Source organism: Tardiphaga sp. 768_D3_N2_1 (assembly GCF_052076105.1).
Lineage (GTDB): Bacteria > Pseudomonadota > Alphaproteobacteria > Rhizobiales > Xanthobacteraceae > Tardiphaga.
In genome coordinates this window covers 3,577,124-3,597,750 of sequence record NZ_CP197245.1, presented here as the reverse complement: position 1 = coordinate 3,597,750, position 20,627 = coordinate 3,577,124, and the positions used below count along the sequence as shown (strand labels likewise).

Sequence of the window (20,627 nt, the reverse complement as noted above, 5' to 3'; positions counted from 1 at the left end):
CGTCCTGCATTTCATATAGGCAGGCAAGCCGAATGTTCCATGCGGCATATCAAGCCCGTGCCAGGAACACGTCCCGATATCGGTGGTTACCGGCCTATCGCAACCGAACGGGACAATGCGCCGCAGCGGCCACCCCGTTCCAGAACACCGGGATTGAAACGATGGGACTGTTCACCAAGGACATCAAGACAATGGATGACCTGTTCGTGCACCAGCTGCAGGACATCTATTATGCCGAGAAACAGCTTCTGAAGGCGCTGCCGGAAATGGCCGACAAGGCTGCAGAGCCACTGTTGAAGCAGGCTTTCAAGACGCATTTGCAAGAAACCGAAGTGCATGTGCAGCGGCTCGAGCAGGTCTTCGCCATGCACGGTGTCGAAGTGAAGGCGGTCATCTGCCCAGCGATCGACGGTATTATCAAGGAAGCCGACGAGACCGCCGGGGAAGTCGAGGACAAGAAGGTACTCGACGCCGCTTTGATCAATGCGGCTCAGGCGGCCGAGCACTACGAGATCGCGCGTTACGGCAGCCTGATCGCGTGGGCGCGCCAGCTTGGCCGCAACGATTGCGCGGCCGTGCTGCAAAAGACGCTCGATGAGGAAAAGACCACCGACAAGAAGCTGACATCATTGGCCGAAGGCAAGGTCAATATGCGCGCCGCAAGCTGATCGCGGTAGATCACACGGCATAGAACCGTCGCGCGGGCGAAAGCCTGCGCGATTTTTTTGGAGCTTTGCCTACGCCTTTCGCAGCGCAAAATGGGCGCCGCAGAACGCCATGACGCCGCCGAGGCCGAGGGCGGCAAGACTGGCCAGAACACCTGAAGCGGTTGGTATTGCGTTGGGTGCCGAGGCCGCCTGACCGGCGCCGGCCAGAAACAACACGCCGATGGCGATCAGAAACTGCCGCATGCGCTGCGGGATGCGACCGGATGCTGCGCTGTGCAGCAGGTTCGCGGTGACATAGCCGCCGACAAAGGCCATCGCCGCAATCAACCACCAGGCGAAGGCCGATCCGATCGGCATGAAATTGTCGGGATCGTTGCGCCAGAGGCCACCGAGGTCGAGGCCGAAACGCTGGCCGAGCATGTGCACGGCCAGCGCCAGCAGCAATCCTGACATCATCGCGCCGGCCAGAATCAGGCGGCGCGGAAAAGTGGTCGTCTCGGCCATGCGGAGCTTGTAAAGGACGTCGGGGCTGCCACGCAAGCAACGTGCGGGGACGGGCGGTCAGCAGCGGGGTAGACGTGTTCAAGAGATCTGGCTTCTCGGCGAATGTCGCCGCGTCCGACGGCACGACCTATGCCTACAAGGCGTCGCTGGTTGGTTCGGCACATCGGTTTGAGCTTACCGAGCAGGGGCTCTCGTTCCATGTGGGGCGCAAATCTGGCGTCTGGCCCTATGCGGATATATCGAGCGTCAGGCTGTCCTACCGGCCGGTCTCGATGCAGTCGCGGCGGTTTCGCGCCGATATCGGCAATGAGTCGGGCGAGCGGATCGCTATTCTCTCCACGACTTGGCAGACTGTGGCGCTGATGGAGCCACAGGATCGTGACTACCGCGCCTTCATCGTCGAACTGCACAAACGCCTTGCTGGAGCCGAGGGCCGCATCGTGCTGACCGGCGGGTTGCGGCCGTGGATATACAATGCGGGTCTTGCCGTCATCGGGCTCGTTGCCATCGCCATGGCCGGATTGCTGGCGCGCGCGGTCGCCATCGGCGAGTTCGGCGGCGTCCTGTTCATCGCCGGTTTTGCAGCTCTGTTTGGTTGGCAAATAGGCGGCTTCATCCTGCGCAACAGGCCGCGCAACTACAGTTTCGATGACCTGCCATCCGAGCTGTTGCCGTAGTCACGGCCGCACCACCAGCACCGAGCATTTCGCATAGCGTACCACATGGCCGGCATTGGAGCCGAGAAAGTAGGTGCGCATCGCCGGGCGATGCGATGTCATCACGATGAGATCGGCCTTGACCGCCGCGGCCTCTTCGAGAATCTCGTGATAGATGCCGCCCTGTCGCACCACGCTGGAGACGTGGGCGCCGTCGATGCCGCAATCTCTGGCGACCGCTGCCAGAGCCGCCTGCGACGATTCCAGTTGCTGGGTGTCGAAATCCGCCGGGACATATTCCGCCAGCATCACCGGCGTCATTGGCATCACGTTGAGCAGCCGGACGGTTGCGCCGAAGGTCTGCGACAGTATTGCGGCCTGGGCGATCGCGGGCTTAGCCACATCGGTTTCGGCCAGATCAATCGGGACCAGAATGGATTTGTACATGCGCACCTCCATCGTCGTCCGGAGAAGGATAGCACAAACCGGGTTCCGATGGGCGCGGCTTATTGGCCCGCGGCGCGCTTCAGCAGTTTCGGACTGACGAATTGCACAAGTTGTCCATCGCGGAAGGCGACGTCGTTCCAGTCCTCGATGGGAAAGTCGATCACCACGACGCTGCCGGTCGGCAGGTTGTCGGCAAGGGCTTTCCGGCCTGCGGCATCGCCGCTGCCAATCAGGCTGAGCGCCATTTCATGCAGACCGGGATTGTGGCCGACCAGCATTAGCTGCTCTGGATCTTCCACGGCTGCGCCGCGGATCACCGCCAGCAATTCAGAGAGGCCGGCGCCATAGAGTTCATCAAGGTTGGCGATTGTCGGTTTCGCCGCCGGCATCGCCGCGGCCACGAGGCTCCAGGTCTGCTGCGCGCGTACCGCCGTGGAGACGCAGACCAGATCGGGCAGGGGCGGGTTTCTGCTGAGCCAGGCGCCTATCAGAGCCGCATCCAGCCGGCCGCGGTCGTCCAGCCTGCGATCGAAATCCTTGCCGCTCGGCGCATCCGTTTCAGTCTTGGCGTGACGCAGCAGCAGTAAACGGCGCATGGCGCGATCTCGATTCGGCAAGAGCAAGAGGTAGTAGCGGGGCAGGCGGCGCGGTTGCGCCAGACGTCAGGTCTGCGGATTAATGGACATGAACCGTGAGGACAAGGTGACAAGCGCGCCACCTGTCCGTAAGAAAACGTTATGACCGCCCCTTCCGCAAGCGTGACATTTGGACCTGAGGTCGCCGACGCCGACCGGGCGCGGCTGACCTTCAGCCTCGATGTCGATGTCTGCGTGGTCGGGGCCGGGCTCGCCGGGCTCAGTATTGCGCTGGAAGCGGCGCGTCTGGGTGCAAGCGTCGCGGTGCTCGAAGGGCGTCATGTCGGCTGGAACGCGTCCGGCAACCAGCTGGGAACCGTGATGCCGGGCTTTGGCCTGCCGCTCGCCGATCTGATTGCGCGTGTTGGCCTGGAGGACGCTCGTGAGTTGTGGGCGCTGTCGAAGCAGGGCGCAGATTACGTCCGGGCCCAGGCATCGGATGACCTGATCCCCGGTCTCGGTTTGTCCGAGGGCGCACTTGAAGTCTCCAATGTCGATGTCGGCGATCACCTGATCGCACGCCTGCAGATGCTCGGCGAAGATTTCGATACTGAAGTGGAAGGCTGGCAGATCGACCGCGTCCGCGACGTGCTCAAAACCAAACGCTACTTTCACGCCGTGCATTATCCGAAGGCGTTCCAGATCGATGGCCGCAAATATCTGCTGGGTCTCGCCGCGCTGGCGAAACAGGCCGGTGTGCGGATCTTCGAGGATACGCCAGTAGTCAGCATCGATGCCGGTGGCATCCGCAAACGCATCATGACTCCGTCGGCGCGGATGCGTGCCACACACATCGTGTTGGCCGGCAACATCCATCTCGGAGCGCCGGCGCAGCGGTTGTCGGACACGCTGTTGCCGGTGTGGCGCTATGCAGGCATCACCGAACCACTCGGTGAGCGTCTTGCCGAGGCGGTGACGTTTCAGGGCTCGGTCAGTGATAGCGACGGCGTCGACCATTTCCGTATTGTCGAAGGTGATCGGCTGATGTGGTCGAGCCCGGAAACAACCTGGGCCGGACGGCCGGAGCGCTATGCCGGCGCCATCGCACGGCGCATCCGGACCGTGTTTCCGGCGCTGGGCAAGGTTGCTATCGCAGAGACCTTTGGCGGCGCGCTCGGACAGACCGTCCATGGCATGCCGCAGATCGGGCAACTCCGGCAGGGATTGTGGGTCGCCAGCGGCTTCAGTCACCGGGGTCTCAACACCACGGCGATGGCCGGGCAGCTGATCGCTGGCGGTATGCTGGCTTACGACGATCGCTTCAAGCTGTTCGCGCCGTTCGAACTGGTCTGGGCGGGTGGCACGACCGGGCGGTTCGTCGGCCACGCGGTCGGGTTATGGGAGCGGCAAGGCTCGGCGCTGGCCGGCACGCTGGCGCGGTATCGCGAGCGGGCGCGGGCGCGGGAGCGGATTCGCGAGGCCCGGCTGGCCGAGGCCAATCTGCGCGCGGGAACGCGGGGCCCGCAGCCGGGCTAGGCCGATCCGCCCGGTTCCGGCGCGCAACTAAACGTGAGTAATATTTCGGAACCGGCGTGTAACTTCCGGCTCGTCCGCCCGTATTTCAGGCGAACGAGATGATTGTCTCGATTGTCAGGGAGACCAACCATGATCGACCGCCGCTTTCTTTTGACGACCGTTGCTGGCCTGGGAGGATTGCTGTCGCTGAAATGGCTGACGGGGTCGTCGGCGCGGGCTGCCTCGGACGAGAAGTTCGAAGTCATGAAGACCGATGAGGAATGGCGCAAGCAGCTGACGCCGCAGCAATACGAGATCCTGCGCAAGGAAGGCACCGAGCGGCCGTTTTCGAGCCCGCTGAACAAGGAAAAGCGCAAGGGCATCTTCGCCTGCGCCGGCTGCGATAATCCGCTGTTCTCGTCGGAGACCAAGTTCGACAGTGGCACCGGCTGGCCGAGTTTCTGGCAGCCGCTGCAGAATGCCGTGGGTGAGCGCAAGGATACGACGTTCGGCATGGTTCGCACCGAGATCCACTGCCGTCGCTGCGGCGGTCACCTCGGGCACGTCTTCGACGACGGTCCGAAGCCGACCGGCCTGCGCTATTGCATGGACGGCTTCGCGATGATCTTCAAACCGGCTGCGCCCTCCGCGACGTGAGAGTTGGGCGACCTGAGCAACTACGCAGAACCCGGCGAAATCAGGCACCGATCCGGCAAATATTTCCTCGCTAGGCAATTGTGCCCCGGTCCGTGGACCGGGGTACTTTGTTTAGTGCGTTGAATTCGTTGGTTTTATCCCCTTGGCACGGGGCTTGCGACATCTCCTCCGACAGCGGCTGTGAATTTGGCACCATCCGGCGGCCGCCCGGATCGAAGTTGGAGACGATGTAATGGGTATCTTCGGCGCTCTCACCACGTCCGTTGCGGGCCTGCGGGCGAACTCCTATGCGCTGGAAAACATTTCCGGCAACATCGCGAACTCGCAGACCACCGCCTTCAAGCGGATCGATACCAGCTTCCTCGACCTCATTCCCGATGCCGGCACATCCGCGCAGGTGGCCGGCAGCGTCACGGCGCAATCGCGCAGCACCAACACCATCGCGGGTTCGGTGCAGTCGTCGTCGGTCGCGACTTACATGGCCATCAACGGCGACGGTTTCTTTGCGGTGCAGAAGCCGGGCAACGTCTCCGACTCCACGCCGATCTTTGACGGCGTTAACAAATACACCCGTCGCGGCGACTTCTCGCTCGACAAGAACGGCTATCTCGTCAACGGCGCCGGCTACTATCTGCAGGGCGTCAAGATCGATCCCTCGACCGGCAACCCGGCCGGCAGTACGCCGGAAGTGCTGCGCTTCCAGAATGACTTCCTGCCGTCGCAGGCCACCACCAAGATCGACTACCGCGCCAACCTCGCCAGCTATCCGCTGACCACCAAGCATCAGACGTCGGTGCCTGGTTCCGAATTGCTGCGATCGGCCGACTTCGTGTCGAACCCGCGCGTGCTGGGCACTGCTGCAACGCCTTTCGGCAATACGGGTGTTGCCGGAAACGCGCGCAACAATTACGCGACGACGCCGGCGCCGATCTCGGCGAGTACCCTGCTGGCGCCGGTGTCAGGCAGCGATACGCTGCCGGTCGGCTTCGCAAACGGCGATACACTCGTGCTGAAGACCACCAATGCCGGTGTCACCACGACCAAGACGATTTCGTTCTACACGGGTGCCGTTGCTCCCGCGGCCGTGCCGGGCACGACCTTCATCCCTATCGACACCGCCAATGTCGGCGATGTGCTCACCGCCATCGATGCCGCGACCGGCAACACGTCGCCGCTATCGAGCGTGTCCGCCACCGGCGTGATCACGTTGAACTCCGGTACGGCGAACGACTTTACGCTGGCGGCAGGTTCGACGACCACGGCGGTTGCCGGCTTCCAGGCTCTCGGTTTCACCGGCACCGTCACCGGTCTTCGTTCGGGCGGCGGCACGGCGGGTACCGGCATCGTGATCGGCAGTGACTCCCAGACCTTCCTCGATGAATCGATCAGCGGTGGCGCCAAGACGGTCTATGACGGCAACGGTGCACCGGTCAGCCTGCAATTCAGGTGGGCGAAGGTCGAGTCTGCTACGCAGGGCGGAACGGATACCTGGAACCTGTTCTACCAGACCGATCCCGCGGCCACGGGCGCAAGCCCTGCCTGGCAGAATGTCGGCACCGACTTCAAGTTCGGGCCGAACGGCCAGATGCAGCCGGTCGTCGCCCAGATCACGTTGACCGGCCTGACCGTCTCGGGCAAGGCGCTCGGCAATGTCACCATGGCGTTCGGCACGGGTGGTCTGACGCAATTCGCCGACACCAACGGTAACGTCCAGGTCAACCAGCTCGAGCAGGACGGCTATGCTGCGGGTCAGCTCCAGAGCGTATCGGTGAGCAATGAAGGACGTGTGGTCGGCAGCTACTCCAACGGCCGCAACATCGATCTCGCTGAAGTCAGCATTGCGACCTTCAACGGCGCGAACTTCCTCAAGCGCATCGATGGCGGTGCGTTCGAGACTACCAACGAATCCGGCGAGGCGCTGTACGGCAAGGGTGGCAGCATTTCCGGCTCGTCGCTGGAGTCGTCGAACACCGACATCGCCGACGAATTCACCAAGCTCATCGTCACCCAGCAAGCCTATTCGGCCAATACCAAGGTGATCACGACCACCAATACCATGGTTCAGGATCTGCTGAACGTGATGCGCTAATCGCAAGGCCGCATCCGCGGCCTTCTTCCCGCGTGAACCTTGAGAGCGACAGTTAGTTATGAGTCTGAACGACGCACTCTCCATCGCCATGTCCGGCCTGCGCGCCAATCAGGCCGCGATGTCGCTGGTCTCCTCGAATGTGGCCAATGCGGAAACGCCCGGCTACATTCGCAAGTCGACGGATCAGGTCGCGGTCAATTCCGGCAACGGCAGCAGCGTCCGCACCGTCGGCGTCAATCGCGAACTCGATCAGTACATCCAGGCGCAGCTCCGCACCGAAACGTCGGGCGCGGGCTACGCCTCGCTCCGTTCGACCTTCCTGCAGCAGATGCAGAGCCTCTATGGCGATCCTGGGTCAGTCGGCTCGCTCGAATATTCCTTCAACGCCCTGACGACGGCAGTGCAGGCGCTGTCAACGAGCGCGGACAGTCAGTCAGCGCGGATCGGCGTTCTCAATGCCGCGCAAACACTCGCGCAACAATTGAATTCGATGACGCAGGGCATTCAGAACCTGCGCAGCGCGGCGGAAAACGGCATCAAGGATTCCGTCACGACCGCCAACACTCTGATGAAGCAGATTGCCAAGATCAACAATCAGTTGACGGCCAATCCGCAAGGCGGAACATCGACGGATTCCAACACTGCAGCGCTGCTCGACCAGCGCGATCAATATGTCACGCAGCTATCGCAGCTGATGGATATCCGCGTCACCACCAATGGCGCCAATCAGGTCACCATCTTCACCGGTTCCGGTGTGCAGCTGGTGGGCAATGAAGCGGCGACACTGGCGTTCAATGCCCAGGGTACGGTATCGGCAGGCACGACGTGGAATGCGGATCCCAGCAAGAGCAATCTCGGCTCGGTGGTGATCGAATTTCCGAACGGCGGATCGATCGACCTGACTGCTGCCGGCGCTATCAAGTCGGGCACGATCGCTGCATATACCGAACTTCGCGACAAGACGCTTGTCGAGGCGCAGAACCAGCTCGATCAGTTCGCAGCGTCGATCTCGAGCGCGCTCTCGGACAAGACGACAGCTGGAAGCGTCTTTCCCGTGCCGACGGTGCCGCCGACGGCGCTGCCGGCAGGGACGCCGACCGGCTTTACGCTCGATGTGTCGCAGATGAAGCCGGGCAATGTCATTCACTTCACGTATACGGATACGGCGACCAACACGCAGCGCGAAATTTCGTTCATGCGGGTCGATGATCCCAGCGTGCTGCCGCTGTCGAACACGGCAACGACCGATCCGAACGACACGGTCATCGGTATCGATTTCTCTTCGGGCTTCGGCTCGGTTCTGAATCAGTTGAACGCGGCGCTTGGCGGCCAGGCAACGTTTAGCGGCACGGCCGGCGCGCTCACCGTTGTCAACAATCCCGCATTCTCTAACGTCAATGCGGCGTCGGTGACGGTCACGCAAGGTCCCACCGATCTGAGCAACGGCAGCCCGGAGTTGGCGCTGTTTACTGACAACGGCGCCGCTTATAGCGGTGGCATCAGCAAGAACGGTTCGCAGATGGCCGGTCTCGCTGGACGGCTGACGATCAACAGTGCGATCGTCGCCGATCCCTCCAAGCTGGTGGTTTATAGCGGATCGACGGCAGCAGGCGACACGACGCGGTCGGCCCTCCTGCTCAAGCAGTTGAACAATGCCAGTTTCACCTATTCGCCGTCGACCGGAACGGGCAGCGATGCGGCGCCGTTCAAGGGAACGCTGCTGAGCTATATGCGCCAGTTCGTCGGGCAACAGGGCGCTGCGGCGGATTCCGCCAAGCAACTCGCGGATGGCCAGAACGTCGTTCTCAACACACTCGACAAGAAGATGGCGGACGCGTCCGGCGTGAATATGGATGACGAGATGGCGCATCTGCTGTCGTTGCAAAACGCCTATTCGGCCAATGCGCGCGTGATGTCGACGGTCAACGAATTGTACAAAACCCTGATGCAGGCATTCTGAGGTAATCATGACGATCAGCGGTGTCGGCTCACGCACATCATACATCGGATCCGGAATTACCAGTCTGCGCGATCAGCTCGACACGCTGACGCAGCAGCTGTCGAGCGGCAAGATCTCCAACACCTATGCAGGGCAGGGCAGCGGTCGCAGCCTCGCGATCGCGCTGCGCGCGCAGATCAGCGGCGTTGCGGCCTATGCCGATACTGCCGTCAATCTGAACACGCGCATCGGCGTGGCAAATCTGTCGCTGCAGCGGCTGGTGGCGATCGGATCGGACGTCAAAGGCGCCGCCGTCAGCGCCGGCAGCAATTTCGACAATACCGGTCAGACGCCGGGCCAGAAGACCGCGTCGCTCGGCTTCTTCGATTCCGTCGATATGCTGAATGCGCGGTCAGGCGACCGCTACCTGTTTTCCGGCCGCGCCACCGATACCGCGCCTGTCGCGCCCGCCGACCAGATCATGAATGGCAATGGTGCGCTCGTCGCCGGTCTCAAGCAGGTGATCGCTGAACGCAAGACGGCCGACCTCGGCGTCAACGGGAACGGGCGCGTTGGCAGCGCAGTCGGAACCCCGGCGACCTCGGTGGTGATTTCCGAAGAGGATGTGACGCCGGCGCCGCCGGCTGCGGCGCAGCCGTTCGGCATGAAGGTCACAGGTGTGTCCACCACGATTGCCGGAGCGACAGTTACTCAGCCTGTCGATCTGCCTGTGACCGTTCCGCCTGCGCCACCAGCAACGCCGGTGGCAAAATCGATGTCGGTCGATCTCGGCGCGACCAACCCGAATGTCGGCGATCAGGTCAAGTTCACCTTCACGATGCCAGATGGCACGAAGGAAGATATCGTCCTGACCGCATCGGATCAGACACCCCTGCCGGCCAATTCGTTCCTGATCGATCCCGGTCAGCCGAACGCCGTTCCGCCGGTGGCGCCGTCTTCGACGGTCACCGCGGCGAATCTCAATACTGCGCTGGGAAGCGCCATGAAGGATCTCGCCAACGGGCCGATGGTGGCGGCATCTGCGATCGAGGCTGGCGACAATTTCTTCGATCAGCCGCCGCTGCGCGTCGGCTCGACGCCGCTTGGCTCTGCAACCACGCTCGTCGCCGGAACGGCCGACAATACCGTGATCTGGTATCAGGGCGAGCAGAACACGACCTCCAACGGCTCGGCCCGCGGATCGGCAGTCTCCCAGATCGATACATCGATCACGGTGCAATATGGCGCGCGTGCCGACGAGCAGGCCCTGCGCTCGCAACTACAGACAGTTGCGGTGTTCGCGGCCGTGGCCGTCGATCCGGCGCAACTCAACAATGCGACTTATGCAAAGAACGCCAATGCGCAGATCGCAGCGCTGAACCAGCGCGTAGCGCAGAACCTGGCGGCTATCCCTGGCCAACAGACGATCCAGGACATCCAGGCCGACTTCGCCGGCGCGCAGGCATCGATCAAGTCGACCACGGATCGCCAGGTGCAGACCAAGGCGATGGCCCAGACGATGCTCGACTCCATCGAGGGCATCAATAACGATGAGGTCGCGACCAAAATTCTGGCGCTGCAGACCGCTTTGCAGGCTTCGTACCAGACAACGTCAAATCTTTATCAGATGAGCTTGGTTAAGTTTCTTTAACGGGTTGCTTCGCGTTTACAACTTCGCCGGGTTCTGGCAGCCTCGCCGAAGTCCGGGAAGTCAAACTCCCAACTACACAAAAGCGCTGATAACAAACGACAAAGCCCGACTTTTACGAGTCGGGCTTTGTCGTTTTCGGGGCGAGTGCAGGTAATTAAATGCACGCATAGAGCGCATCAAATCGGCACAGTTCCCTTTACGCAATTTTAGAACCTGCAGGTCATCTTCCCCGTGTCGACCAAGAAGGTCGCTCGTTGTGTCTACCAGGAAGGTAACCAAACATGTCCGGCATTACACTCTCGGCTTCCGTTCGTCAGAACCTGCTCTCGCTGCAGTCGACCGCGGATCTTCTCTCCACCACCCAGAACCGCCTCTCGACCGGTAACAAGGTCAACTCGGCGCTCGACAATCCCACCAACTTCTTCACGGCTCAGGGCCTGAACAACCGCGCCAGCGACATCAACAACCTGCTTGATGGCATCGGCAACGGCGTGCAGATCCTTCAGGCTGCCAACACCGGCATCACCTCGCTGCAGAAGCTGGTTGACTCCGCCAAGTCGATCGCCAACCAGGCGCTGCAGGCGACCTCGGGCTATTCGACCAAGTCGCAGTTCTCCACCACGATCACCGGCGCGACTGCCAGCAACCTGCTCGGCGATGCGGACACCGCTGCGACGGTCAGTGGTACTGCGGTGAACAACAACCTTGCCTCCCCTGTTGCGATCACCGGCGCCACCGGGCTTGTGTCGGCGGCGACCTCCGATACGCTCGCCGCGACCCCGGCGAACGGCTCGAAGATCACTGTCAACGGCGTGGATATCACGTTCTCGACCGCGGCAACGACCAAGACGGGCGATGCCACCACCGGCTTCACCATCGGCGTCGGCGCCGGCAGCACCCTCACGGTGCAGGACGTGCTCGACTCGGTTGACGCGATCACCGGTGCGACCGGCGCTGACAAGGCGTCGATCACGGCTGGCGCGATCACCATCAAGGCCAAGAACACGACCGATACGATCTCGCTCGCCGGCAACGGACTGGCCTCTCTGGGCCTGACCGCAACCACGACGCCGGTTGCCCCGACCAGCTCCAAGGCTGGTCAGGCGCTGACGATCGGTGCGATCGATGGTTCGGCTCCGCAGACGATCACTTTCGGCACGGGCGCCGGCCAGGTCAACACGCTCGACGACCTCAACAAGAAGCTGGCCACCAGCAACTTGCAAGCCTCGATCGACACCGCCGGCAAGCTGACGATCCAGACCACGAATGATGAAGCTTCGTTCGATCTCACGGCGAGCGGCCTCATCAGCGGTACGGCGACCGGCGCAGGCAAGCTGTTCGGTGCGCTGAACACTTCGGCCCCGGTGGCTGACGTCAACGCTCAGAACACCCGTGCTGGCCTGGTTGCCCAGTACAACACGGTGATCGACCAGATCAAGACGACTGCCGCTGACTCGTCGTTCAACGGTGTCAACCTGCTCAACGGCGATACACTGGCTCTCACCTTCAACGAGACCGGCAAGTCGAAGCTGAGCATCACGGGCGTGACCTTCGATCCTGCGGGTCTTGGTCTGTCGTCGCTGACCAAGGGTACCGATTTCCTTGACAACGCGAACACCAACAAGCTCCTGACCTCGCTGAACAACGCCAGCTCGACGCTGCGTTCGCAGGCTTCGGCCTTCGGTTCGAACCTCTCGGTCGTTCAGATGCGTCAGGATTTCTCGAAGAACCTGATCAACGTGCTGCAGAACGGCGCGTCGGCTCTGACCCTTGCCGACACGAACGAGGAAGCGGCCAACAGCCAGGCGCTGTCGACCCGCCAGTCGATCGCCGTCTCGGCGCTGTCGCTGGCCAACCAGTCGCAGCAGGGCGTGCTCCAGCTGCTCCGTTAATCCCGGCGCACTGATCATACGAAAACCAGGCGGCGGGGCAGAAAGCCCCGCCGTTTTTCGTTGTGAATTCACAAGAGGGAGGAGGGACAACCGGTTTGTTCAATCGCTCGATCTGAGCGGACAAAAATGGAAAAATACACGCGAAGGATTTGTTTTCCGGGTTCCATTTTTAGAGAGTCTTAACAGGCGCGGCCTGATTGTGCCGCTGCGCCCATGAAGGGCGCCATATTGCTACCAGGAAGGTATCAAAACATGTCGATTACGCTTTCGGCATCCGTTCGGCAGAACCTGCTTTCGCTGCAGTCGACCGCAGATCTTCTCTCGATCACCCAGAACCGCCTCGCGACCGGCAACAAGGTCAACTCGGCGCTCGACAACCCCACCAACTTCTTCACGGCCCAGGGCCTGAACAACCGCGCTAGCGACATCAGCAACCTGCTCGACGGCATCGGCAACGGCGTGCAAATCCTTCAGGCTGCCAACACCGGCATCACCTCGCTGCAGAAGCTGGTCGATAGCGCGAAGTCGATTGCCAACCAGGCGCTGCAGGCGACCACGGGCTATTCGACCAAGTCGCAGTTCTCAACGACGATTGCGGGGGCGAGCGCCGACAGGCTGCTCCCACCGGATACGGCTGCCACGCTGACCGGCTCGACCGGAGGAGCGCTTGCAGCTCATGCGCGTCTGACCCTTCCGGCTGGCGGCGGCTTTGCGACTAACGATACGCTGATTGTCAATGGCACGACGATCAAAATCACGGCTGCTGGCCCAGCGAGCGCGGCCGTCATCACCGATCCTGATGGCACGATCAATCTGAACACGGATGCGGCGAGTAGCTCCACCTGGGACCTGCTCGATGCGTTCAAGACGGCTCTTGGTGGCGGCACCGCGACCGCGGCGATCACCGGTAACGAACTCACGCTCACCGCCGGCAACACGACCGACAGCATCACCCTCGGTGGTTCTGCACTGAGCAAACTCGGCCTCACCGCCGGCACGACTACTCCGACCAGCACGAAGGCAGGCCAGACGCTGACGATCGGTGCGATCGACGGCAGCGCTCCGCAGACCATCACCTTCGGCAAGGCCGCCGGTCAGGTCAACACGCTCGACGACCTCAACAAGAAACTGGCCACCAGCAACTTGCAGGCGTCGATCGACGACAAGACCGGCAAGCTGACGATCCAGACGACCAACGACGAGGCGTCGTTCGACCTGACGAAGGGCTCGATCTTCGGTGGTACGGCGGTTGGCGCAGGCAAGCTGTTCGGTGCGCTGAACACCTCGGGTCCGGTCGCGGACATCAACGCGCAGAACACCCGTGCTGGCCTGGTTGCCCAGTACAACACGGTGATCGATCAGATCAAGACGACTGCGGCTGACGCATCCTTCAACGGCGTCAACCTGCTCAACGGCGACACGCTGGCTCTCACCTTCAACGAGACCGGCAAGTCGAAGCTGAGCATCACCGGCGTCACCTTCGATCCGGCCGGTCTCGGTCTGCAGTCGCTGACCAAGGGCAGCGACTTCCTGGACAACGCCGGTACCAACAAGCTGCTGACCGGTTTGAACAACGCCAGCTCCAAGCTGCGTTCGCAGGCTTCGGCCTTCGGTTCGAACCTGTCGGTCGTGCAGATGCGTCAGGACTTCTCGAAGCAGATGATCAACGTGCTGCAGAACGGCGCGTCGGCTCTGACCCTTGCCGACACGAACGAGGAAGCGGCCAACAGCCAGGCGCTGTCGACCCGCCAGTCGATCGCCGTCTCGGCGCTGTCGCTGGCCAACCAGTCGCAGCAGGGCGTGCTCCAGCTGCTCCGTTAATCCCGGCGCACTGATCATACGAAAACCAGGCGGCGGGGCAGAAAGCCCCGCCGTTTTTCGTTGTTCGATCAACGGTAAAGGCCCGGAAAGCTTGAGCTTTCCGGGCCTTTACCGTTTTGGGACAGTTTCGCGAAAGCCTTAATCCGCTGTTAACCATATCTTAAAAGGTCGTCGGTCATATTCGGCCTGATTAGGAAGCAGGTAGGCCGAGAATCGGCCGCGTTAATCCGGGCATCGCCGCAAGGCGGACCGAGATTCCTCTTCCAGAAGGGCGTCAAATTCAACCGGCAGCATCGCGGCGAGACGATTCTCGTCAGATGCACCATGCGCTTGTGCGACCTGAAGGTCGACTGCGCGGGGAACAGGAAGGTTTCCATATGTCAGGCATTGTTCTCTCGGCCTCGGTTCGTCAGAACCTGCTGTCGCTGCAATCCACTGCGGATCTCTTGTCCACGACGCAGAACCGTCTTGCGACGGGCAAGAAGGTCAACACTGCCCTCGACAACCCCACGAATTTCTTCACGGCAGCAGGGCTCGATAGCCGCGCCGGTGACATCAACGCCCTGCTCGACGGCATCGGCAACGGCGTGCAGGTGCTGCAGGCGGCCAATACCGGCATCACCTCCCTGCAGAAGCTGGTCGATACCGCGAAGTCGATCGCCAACCAGGCGCTGCAAATTCCGGTCGGCTATAACGCCAAGTCGTCGTTCACGACGCCGATCAATCCCGGTGCGACCGCCGACAACCTGCTGGGTACATCCACGAAGACCGACAACACCTATGTCGGTACTGTTGCGAACAACAAGAATGCCGTTGCCATCACCGGCGCCACGCTGCTGTCGGGCGCTGCTGCCTCCGACTCGATTGCCACCAGTTTCGCGGCGAACGACACCATCACCGTCAATGGTCAGAGCCTAACCTTCAGAGCTTCGGGCGCTTCGGGCGCCAACGAGATCAACGTCACGGACAGCGTCGCCACGCTGCTGGCGAAGATCGATGCACTGTCGGGTGGTGCTGGCTCCGCAGTCAACACGGCAGCACCCATCGGCGCGATTACGCTGCACACGGGTACGGCTTCCGATCTGTCGATCACGAGCTCGAACACCGCCGCGCTCGCCGGGCTCGGGCTGGGTACGTCGGTGACGCAGGCGCGGACCTCAGGTCCGACGGCCCTGGGTGGCCCGCCGGCCCTGACGCTGACGATTGCAGCGACCAATCCGTCAAGCACCCCGACGAACATCACCTTCGGCACCGCGAGCGGTCAGGTCTCGACGCTGGCGCAGCTCAACGCGGCACTGGCGCCGAACAATCTGCAGGCCGTCATCGATCCCGCCGGCTTCATGACCATCACGACCTCGAACGATGCTGCGTCGTCGACGATCGGCGCCATCGGTGGCACGGCCGCAGGTGTCGGCAAGCTGTTCAACGGCCTGGTGCCATCGACGCCGGTGCAGGACTTCGCATCGCAGACCTCGCGCGCCAATCTCGTCGCGCAGTACAACAATATTATCGATCAGATCACGACCACGTCGCAGGATGCCTCGTTCAACGGCATCAACCTGCTCGGCGGCGACCAGCTCAAGCTGGTCTTCAACGAGACCGGCAAGTCGACGCTGAACATCGCAGGCACCACGCTGACACCGGCGGGTCTCGGCCTTAGCAAGCTTGCCAAGGGCGCGGACTTCCTCGACAACACCTCGGCGAACAACACGCTGGCTGCGCTTAACATCTCCAGCTCGGTCCTGCGTGCACAGGCATCGGCGCTCGGCTCCAACTTGTCGATCGTGCAGATCCGCCAGGAATTCGCGAAGAACCTGATCAACGTGCTGCAGACCGGCTCGTCGAACCTGACGCTGGCAGACACCAACGAGGAAGCCGCCAACAGCCAGGCGCTGTCGACCCGTCAGTCGATTGCGGTCTCCGCGCTGGCACTCGCCAACCAGTCGCAGCAGAGCGTACTCAAGCTGCTCCAGTAAGTCTGGTGACCGCGCCAAGACTACCGAACGGCGGGGGAAACTCCGCCGTTTTCCGTTTGTGGCGGATAATCGGCGCCCGCATTATCGGGCCGTGGCTTTCCCGGGCCTGAAGACGTCCGTGGCGGAATGCTGGTATTATTCGAATCGCGGGCGTATTTTCAGGGTTCCTGGATAGTGCGTGCCCGCCCGAAACGTGGCACCAGATACCGTTGGCTTTGCATGTGGCCTGGTGGCCGCTGCGGGGAAGGAGAGCTGAATGCCTTTGCGAGTCGAACTGAAGCCGGGTGAACGAATCATCATCGGTCAAAGCGTGATCACCAATTCCGATACGCGCACGGCGTTCCTGATCGATGGCGATGCGCCGATCATGCGTGAAAAGGACATCCTCACGGCGGAGACTGCAACGACGCCGGTCAAGCGCGTCTATCTCTGCGTGCAGATGATGTATCTGGAGAACGATATCCCCGCGTATCAGGAACTATATATGGGTTTCATCAAGGAATTGATTGAAGCAGTGCCGAGTTTTCGCGAGTCGATTGAGGAGGTCAGTAAGCTTATTTTAAGCGGCGCGCTTTACAAAGCACTCAAGGAATTACGTCCGCTGATCAAGCGGGAAGAAGATCTTCTGAGGTGAAGCATGTCGACTGGTGCCCAGGCTTATGCGCGTACTGCTCAAACCACGGCATCACCGAGAGACATTGAAGCGCAGGCTCTCCTCAAAGCAGCGCGCAAGCTTCAGGACGTCGTGGCAAACTGGGACCATACCGATGCTGGTCTCGACGACGCTCTTCTGTTCAATCGCAAGCTCTGGTCGATCTTCGTTGGTGACGCCCTCAATGACCAGAATCCGGAATCGATCGAGATACGGCAGAACATCGCCAATATCGGCATTTTCGTTCTGACGCAGTGCACCGCGCTTCAGCAAATCCGCCAGGTTGAACATCTGCAAGCGCTCATCGATATCAACCGCAATATTGCGGCGGGATTGTCAGGGCGTCCCTGAGCCCGAGTGACATCCGTAACGATAGCTTAACGGTCTGAGCCGTCTAATTGCCGGCACAGATGCGCGGTGATTCTGACTGCGCGGCACAAGGCAGCAATGGCAGACCCTCTCAGCATCCTGGCGACAGCCTACAAGACGACGACGCCTACCACGGCTGGAAAATACGTGGCCGTGGACGCCGACGCCTATAAAGGAAGCTGGGAAGGCAAATATGCCAACGGCAAGAAGTTCGAAATCTCGATCTCGCAGGTCGAGGGTTTTCGCGCGCAGGTGAAGTATCAGAGCGAGGGAACGGTCAAGTTTCAGCAGGTGCTGATCAAGGACAATTCGTTTCGTGTCGGCGACGCCAAATTTCAGATGACAGGGAAGAACAAGGCGACGATCAAGAACGTCGTCACGGATGCGGCGACAGGCGGTACCTATCTCGACACGGCCTTTGCGACGCGTGACGTCTGACGATCAGGCGCTTCGGTCGGTTTCGATCCGTCGCTCGTAAAGCTTGGCATCCTGCTTGAGTGCGTCCATAGCGCGCAGATAGGCCCGGGAACGCAGGCGCGATTCCTCAGGGTACTGGTCGATCACCTGGTTGGACTTCTTGTCCACAGACACGAAGACGATTTCGCCCGCGCCCTTGTCGATGATGACTTCCTTCGAGATGCGATCGCTATCCATCTGCTGATAGTTCGCCGCAGAGATATTGGGCTGCAGCAAGCGAGGAGTAGCTGACACGGTCTTGTCAGGGGGGAGTTGCGTGGGCACGGCTTCGCGCACCGCTTCCGGCGCGGGTCGTATCACTGGTGTGGCAACCGGTGCCCCCACCGGTTTGATATTGAAGTCGGCACCCATGGCAGCCCTCCTGGCTCCATTCGATAAATCCCGACCCGTTCCCAAATGACATTATGCACCGAACGGCTGAATCCGGTGCTTATTTCCGCGCTGCAATTTAAGTCAAAAGATAGCAATGCCGCGGCGCATCAAACGCGCTCACGCTGCGTGATTAGTTATACAATCAAAGTGACCGGCTGACGACAATGGGTGTCATGTTGGCCCGGCCCGGCTGGGCCTGTCGACCGGCCGCCGTATAGGTCTGCGGGACATTACGCTTCTGAACTTCGGCATTGACGCCGCGGACGATACCTTCCGACACTGCATGCGCGGTGGCGAGCACGGTCAGATTGACCTGCAGCATGGCGCGAAACACGTCGTGGTGTTTGCGCAAGGCTGAAAGCAGGTCGGGCGTCGTCTGTGCGAGATATGTCTGGCTGATCTTGAGCAGCGAGATCATCGCAATGTAACGACGCGAGATGTCCGCCTTCGGCGCTTCCAGCTTGATGGCCTCGCGGATGCTGCCGTTGCGGACCAGTGCCGTCTCCTGTTCGATGATGGCGAGCAGTTCGTTCATCACCTTCATGAGCTCGTCGGCGAGCTGGCGGGCTTCCATCGGCGTCGCCACGGAGCGCGGTGTGGCGATCGGGGCGGCTTGCTGGCGTTGCGCGTTGTGCATGGCGGTGTCCTTTGCGCTCAGCTGGCGCGATTGGCTTGCTGGATGATGAGCGAACGAAAGACTTCGTTGGAGATGCCGACGCCGCCGGCCTTGGCGAAGGACTTCGAATATTCGTCTGTGAGCATCGAGCGCCATGCACCGGTGCCGGTGGTGTCGCCGAACGGGCCTTCACCCTTGATGCCTGATGTCATCTGCGAGAACATCGTATTGATGAACATCGCCTCGAAGTCTTCGGACTGCTTGCGCGTCTTGGCCTGAGCTTGCGGCGACACTTTCTGCAGTGCGTCGATCAGGTTCTGATCGGGGCGGCCATTGATTGTCGGGTGCTTGGCCTGATAGGCGGCGACGGCGGTGTTGACGTTCATCACATCACCTCGATGTCGGCCTGGATGGCGCCCGCGGCCTTGATGGCCTGCAGGATGCCGATCAGGTCGCGCGGGCCGATGCCGAGCCCGTTGAGGCCGTCGACGAGCTGTTGCAACGATACGCCGTCCTTCACCAACGCGAACTTCTTGCCGTCCTCGGTGACGCCGACGCGTGTACTCGGTGTGGCGACGGTGCGGCCGTTGGAGAATGCATTGGGCTGGCTGACATTGGCGCTCTCCGAAATCGTCACGGTGAGATTTCCTTGCGCCACCGCGACGGTGGCGACGCGCACGTCACGGCCCATCACGATGATGCCGGAGCGCTCGTCGATGATGATCTTGGCGGCCAGATCCGGTTCGACCTGCAGCTGCTCGATCTCGGTGAGCAGCGCGACGACGTTGCCCTTGAACTCCGGCGGGATGGACATCTGCACGGTGGAAGGATCGATCGGCTCGGCGGTCTTGGATCCCAGGAAGTCGTTGACGGCGGCGGCAATGCGTTTGGCCGTGGTGAAGTCGGGGTTGCGCAAGGCGAGGCGCACATTGGGCAGGCGGTTCAGTGCGAATTCGATCTCCCGCTCGATGATGGCGCCATTGGCGATGCGGCCAACGGTCGGCACGCCGCGGGTGATGCTGGCGGCGGCGCCTTCGGCGGCAAAACCGTTGATGGCGAGGGAGCCTTGGGCGACCGCGTAGACGTTGCCGTCGGCGCCGAGCAGGGGGGTGACCAGCAGGGTGCCGCCGGTCAGGTTCTTGGCATCGCCGAGCGCCGAGACGGTGACGTCCATCCGGGTGCCCTGGGTGCCGAAGGCGGGCAGGTTGCCGGTGACCATGACGGCGGCGACGTTGCCGGTGCGCAGCGTCTGGCCGCGGATGTTGACGCCCATGCGTTCCAGCATCGCCTGCAGCGACTGGCGGGTGAACGGGATGTTGTTGAGGGTGTCGCCGGTGCCGTTGAGGCCGACCACGAGGCCGTAGCCGATCAGCTGGTTCTGCCGGACGCCCTCGATATTGGCGAGATCCTTGATCCGCGATGTGGCGTCCGCAGACACAGCCGACAGCACCAGCGCGAACAGCGCTGTGCAGACGGTCTGACAGAATCGGATCGAAGGTAGGCTCGGCATCCTCTGCTCCCCGCTGAGGTCTTTGACGGACCGCTCGCCACTCCCATGACGACGATCCGGCATTCATTATGCGAGCGCCGTGCCAGCGTTCTAATTCGATTTAAGGCATTGATTTATAATAGGAATGGTAAATTCTTTCGGGCTGGATGCGTGGTTCTAGCCCCGGCGAATGTGCCGCCTGCGGCAGATTTTGCCGGGCCGTTTACGATTGATTAACCATAAAAGACCACCTTTCCGCATG

The 20,627-nt window shown here is 61.5% G+C and carries 20 protein-coding genes; 13 read left to right on the top strand and 7 right to left on the bottom strand.

The features are described 5' to 3' along the window. Positions 1–161 precede the first annotated feature (161 nt). Entirely contained in the window at positions 162–668 is a 507-nt protein-coding gene (locus AB8A27_RS17020) for a YciE/YciF ferroxidase family protein (protein ID WP_441242913.1), read from the top strand. Positions 669–737: 69 nt separating this feature from the next. Here AB8A27_RS17020 and AB8A27_RS17015 read toward each other — a convergent pair whose 3' ends face one another. Further along, entirely contained in the window at positions 738–1,172 is a 435-nt protein-coding gene (locus AB8A27_RS17015) for a hypothetical protein (RefSeq protein WP_441242912.1), read from the bottom strand. A gap of 74 nt (positions 1,173–1,246) precedes the next feature. Between AB8A27_RS17015 and AB8A27_RS17010 the strand changes: the two genes are divergently transcribed. Then, positions 1,247–1,849, top strand: a complete 603-nt coding sequence (locus AB8A27_RS17010) for a hypothetical protein (RefSeq protein WP_441242911.1) — start codon at positions 1,247–1,249, stop codon at positions 1,847–1,849. On the opposite strand, the gene AB8A27_RS17005 is transcribed toward AB8A27_RS17010, so the two are convergent. Then, positions 1,850–2,275 carry a universal stress protein gene (locus AB8A27_RS17005; protein ID WP_441242910.1) on the bottom strand — a complete coding sequence of 142 codons (426 nt, stop codon included), beginning with the start codon at positions 2,273–2,275 and terminating at the stop codon, positions 1,850–1,852. Positions 2,276–2,334: 59 nt separating this feature from the next. After that, complete coding sequence (locus AB8A27_RS17000) at positions 2,335–2,871, bottom strand: SixA phosphatase family protein (protein WP_441242909.1); 537 nt, start codon at positions 2,869–2,871, stop codon at positions 2,335–2,337. A 141-nt stretch (positions 2,872–3,012) separates the two neighbouring features. Between AB8A27_RS17000 and AB8A27_RS16995 the strand changes: the two genes are divergently transcribed. From AB8A27_RS16995 to AB8A27_RS16945, 11 genes are all read left to right on the top strand, one after another. Further along, entirely contained in the window at positions 3,013–4,386 is a 1,374-nt protein-coding gene (locus tag AB8A27_RS16995; protein WP_441242908.1) for an NAD(P)/FAD-dependent oxidoreductase, read from the top strand. Positions 4,387–4,515: 129 nt separating this feature from the next. Continuing rightward, positions 4,516–5,022 (top strand): peptide-methionine (R)-S-oxide reductase MsrB, encoded by a 507-nt coding sequence (gene msrB / locus AB8A27_RS16990; protein ID WP_441242907.1) that lies wholly within the window; start codon positions 4,516–4,518, stop codon positions 5,020–5,022. Positions 5,023–5,254: 232 nt separating this feature from the next. Further along, positions 5,255–7,111 carry a flagellar hook-basal body complex protein gene (locus tag AB8A27_RS16985; protein WP_441242906.1) on the top strand — a complete coding sequence of 619 codons (1,857 nt, stop codon included), beginning with the start codon at positions 5,255–5,257 and terminating at the stop codon, positions 7,109–7,111. Between the two features lie 58 nt (positions 7,112–7,169). Then, positions 7,170–9,071 (top strand): flagellar hook-associated protein FlgK, encoded by a 1,902-nt coding sequence (gene flgK, locus AB8A27_RS16980; RefSeq protein WP_441242905.1) that lies wholly within the window; start codon positions 7,170–7,172, stop codon positions 9,069–9,071. 7 nt (positions 9,072–9,078) lie between these two features. Then, positions 9,079–10,701, top strand: a complete 1,623-nt coding sequence (locus tag AB8A27_RS16975; protein ID WP_441242904.1) for a flagellar biosynthesis protein FlgL — start codon at positions 9,079–9,081, stop codon at positions 10,699–10,701. A gap of 281 nt (positions 10,702–10,982) precedes the next feature. Beyond that, the gene (locus AB8A27_RS16970) at positions 10,983–12,593 is read left to right on the top strand and encodes a flagellin N-terminal helical domain-containing protein (protein WP_441242903.1); all 1,611 of its coding nucleotides are present in this window, start codon (positions 10,983–10,985) and stop codon (positions 12,591–12,593) included. A 252-nt stretch (positions 12,594–12,845) separates the two neighbouring features. Beyond that, the gene (locus AB8A27_RS16965) at positions 12,846–14,414 is read left to right on the top strand and encodes a flagellin N-terminal helical domain-containing protein (protein ID WP_441242902.1); all 1,569 of its coding nucleotides are present in this window, start codon (positions 12,846–12,848) and stop codon (positions 14,412–14,414) included. Positions 14,415–14,791: 377 nt separating this feature from the next. After that, on the top strand, positions 14,792–16,390 hold the full coding sequence (locus AB8A27_RS16960; RefSeq protein ID WP_441242901.1) for a flagellin N-terminal helical domain-containing protein: 1,599 nt from the start codon (positions 14,792–14,794) through the stop codon (positions 16,388–16,390). 256 nt (positions 16,391–16,646) lie between these two features. Then, on the top strand, positions 16,647–17,024 hold the full coding sequence (flbT, locus tag AB8A27_RS16955; RefSeq protein WP_115029896.1) for a flagellar biosynthesis repressor FlbT: 378 nt from the start codon (positions 16,647–16,649) through the stop codon (positions 17,022–17,024). A 3-nt stretch (positions 17,025–17,027) separates the two neighbouring features. Continuing rightward, on the top strand, positions 17,028–17,393 hold the full coding sequence (flaF, locus tag AB8A27_RS16950) for a flagellar biosynthesis regulator FlaF (protein WP_441242900.1): 366 nt from the start codon (positions 17,028–17,030) through the stop codon (positions 17,391–17,393). 96 nt (positions 17,394–17,489) lie between these two features. Beyond that, on the top strand, positions 17,490–17,849 hold the full coding sequence (locus tag AB8A27_RS16945; RefSeq protein WP_441242899.1) for a hypothetical protein: 360 nt from the start codon (positions 17,490–17,492) through the stop codon (positions 17,847–17,849). A gap of 3 nt (positions 17,850–17,852) precedes the next feature. Here AB8A27_RS16945 and AB8A27_RS16940 read toward each other — a convergent pair whose 3' ends face one another. From AB8A27_RS16940 to AB8A27_RS16925, 4 genes are all read right to left on the bottom strand, one after another. Further along, on the bottom strand, positions 17,853–18,239 hold the full coding sequence (locus AB8A27_RS16940) for a hypothetical protein (protein WP_441242898.1): 387 nt from the start codon (positions 18,237–18,239) through the stop codon (positions 17,853–17,855). Between the two features lie 163 nt (positions 18,240–18,402). After that, complete coding sequence (locus AB8A27_RS16935) at positions 18,403–18,897, bottom strand: hypothetical protein (RefSeq protein ID WP_441242897.1); 495 nt, start codon at positions 18,895–18,897, stop codon at positions 18,403–18,405. 17 nt (positions 18,898–18,914) lie between these two features. Continuing rightward, entirely contained in the window at positions 18,915–19,262 is a 348-nt protein-coding gene (flgJ, locus tag AB8A27_RS16930) for a flagellar assembly peptidoglycan hydrolase FlgJ (protein WP_089265185.1), read from the bottom strand. After that, entirely contained in the window at positions 19,262–20,386 is a 1,125-nt protein-coding gene (locus tag AB8A27_RS16925; RefSeq protein ID WP_441242896.1) for a flagellar basal body P-ring protein FlgI, read from the bottom strand. Before AB8A27_RS16925 ends, flgJ begins: the two co-directional genes overlap by 1 nt. Positions 20,387–20,627: the final 241 nt, after the last annotated feature.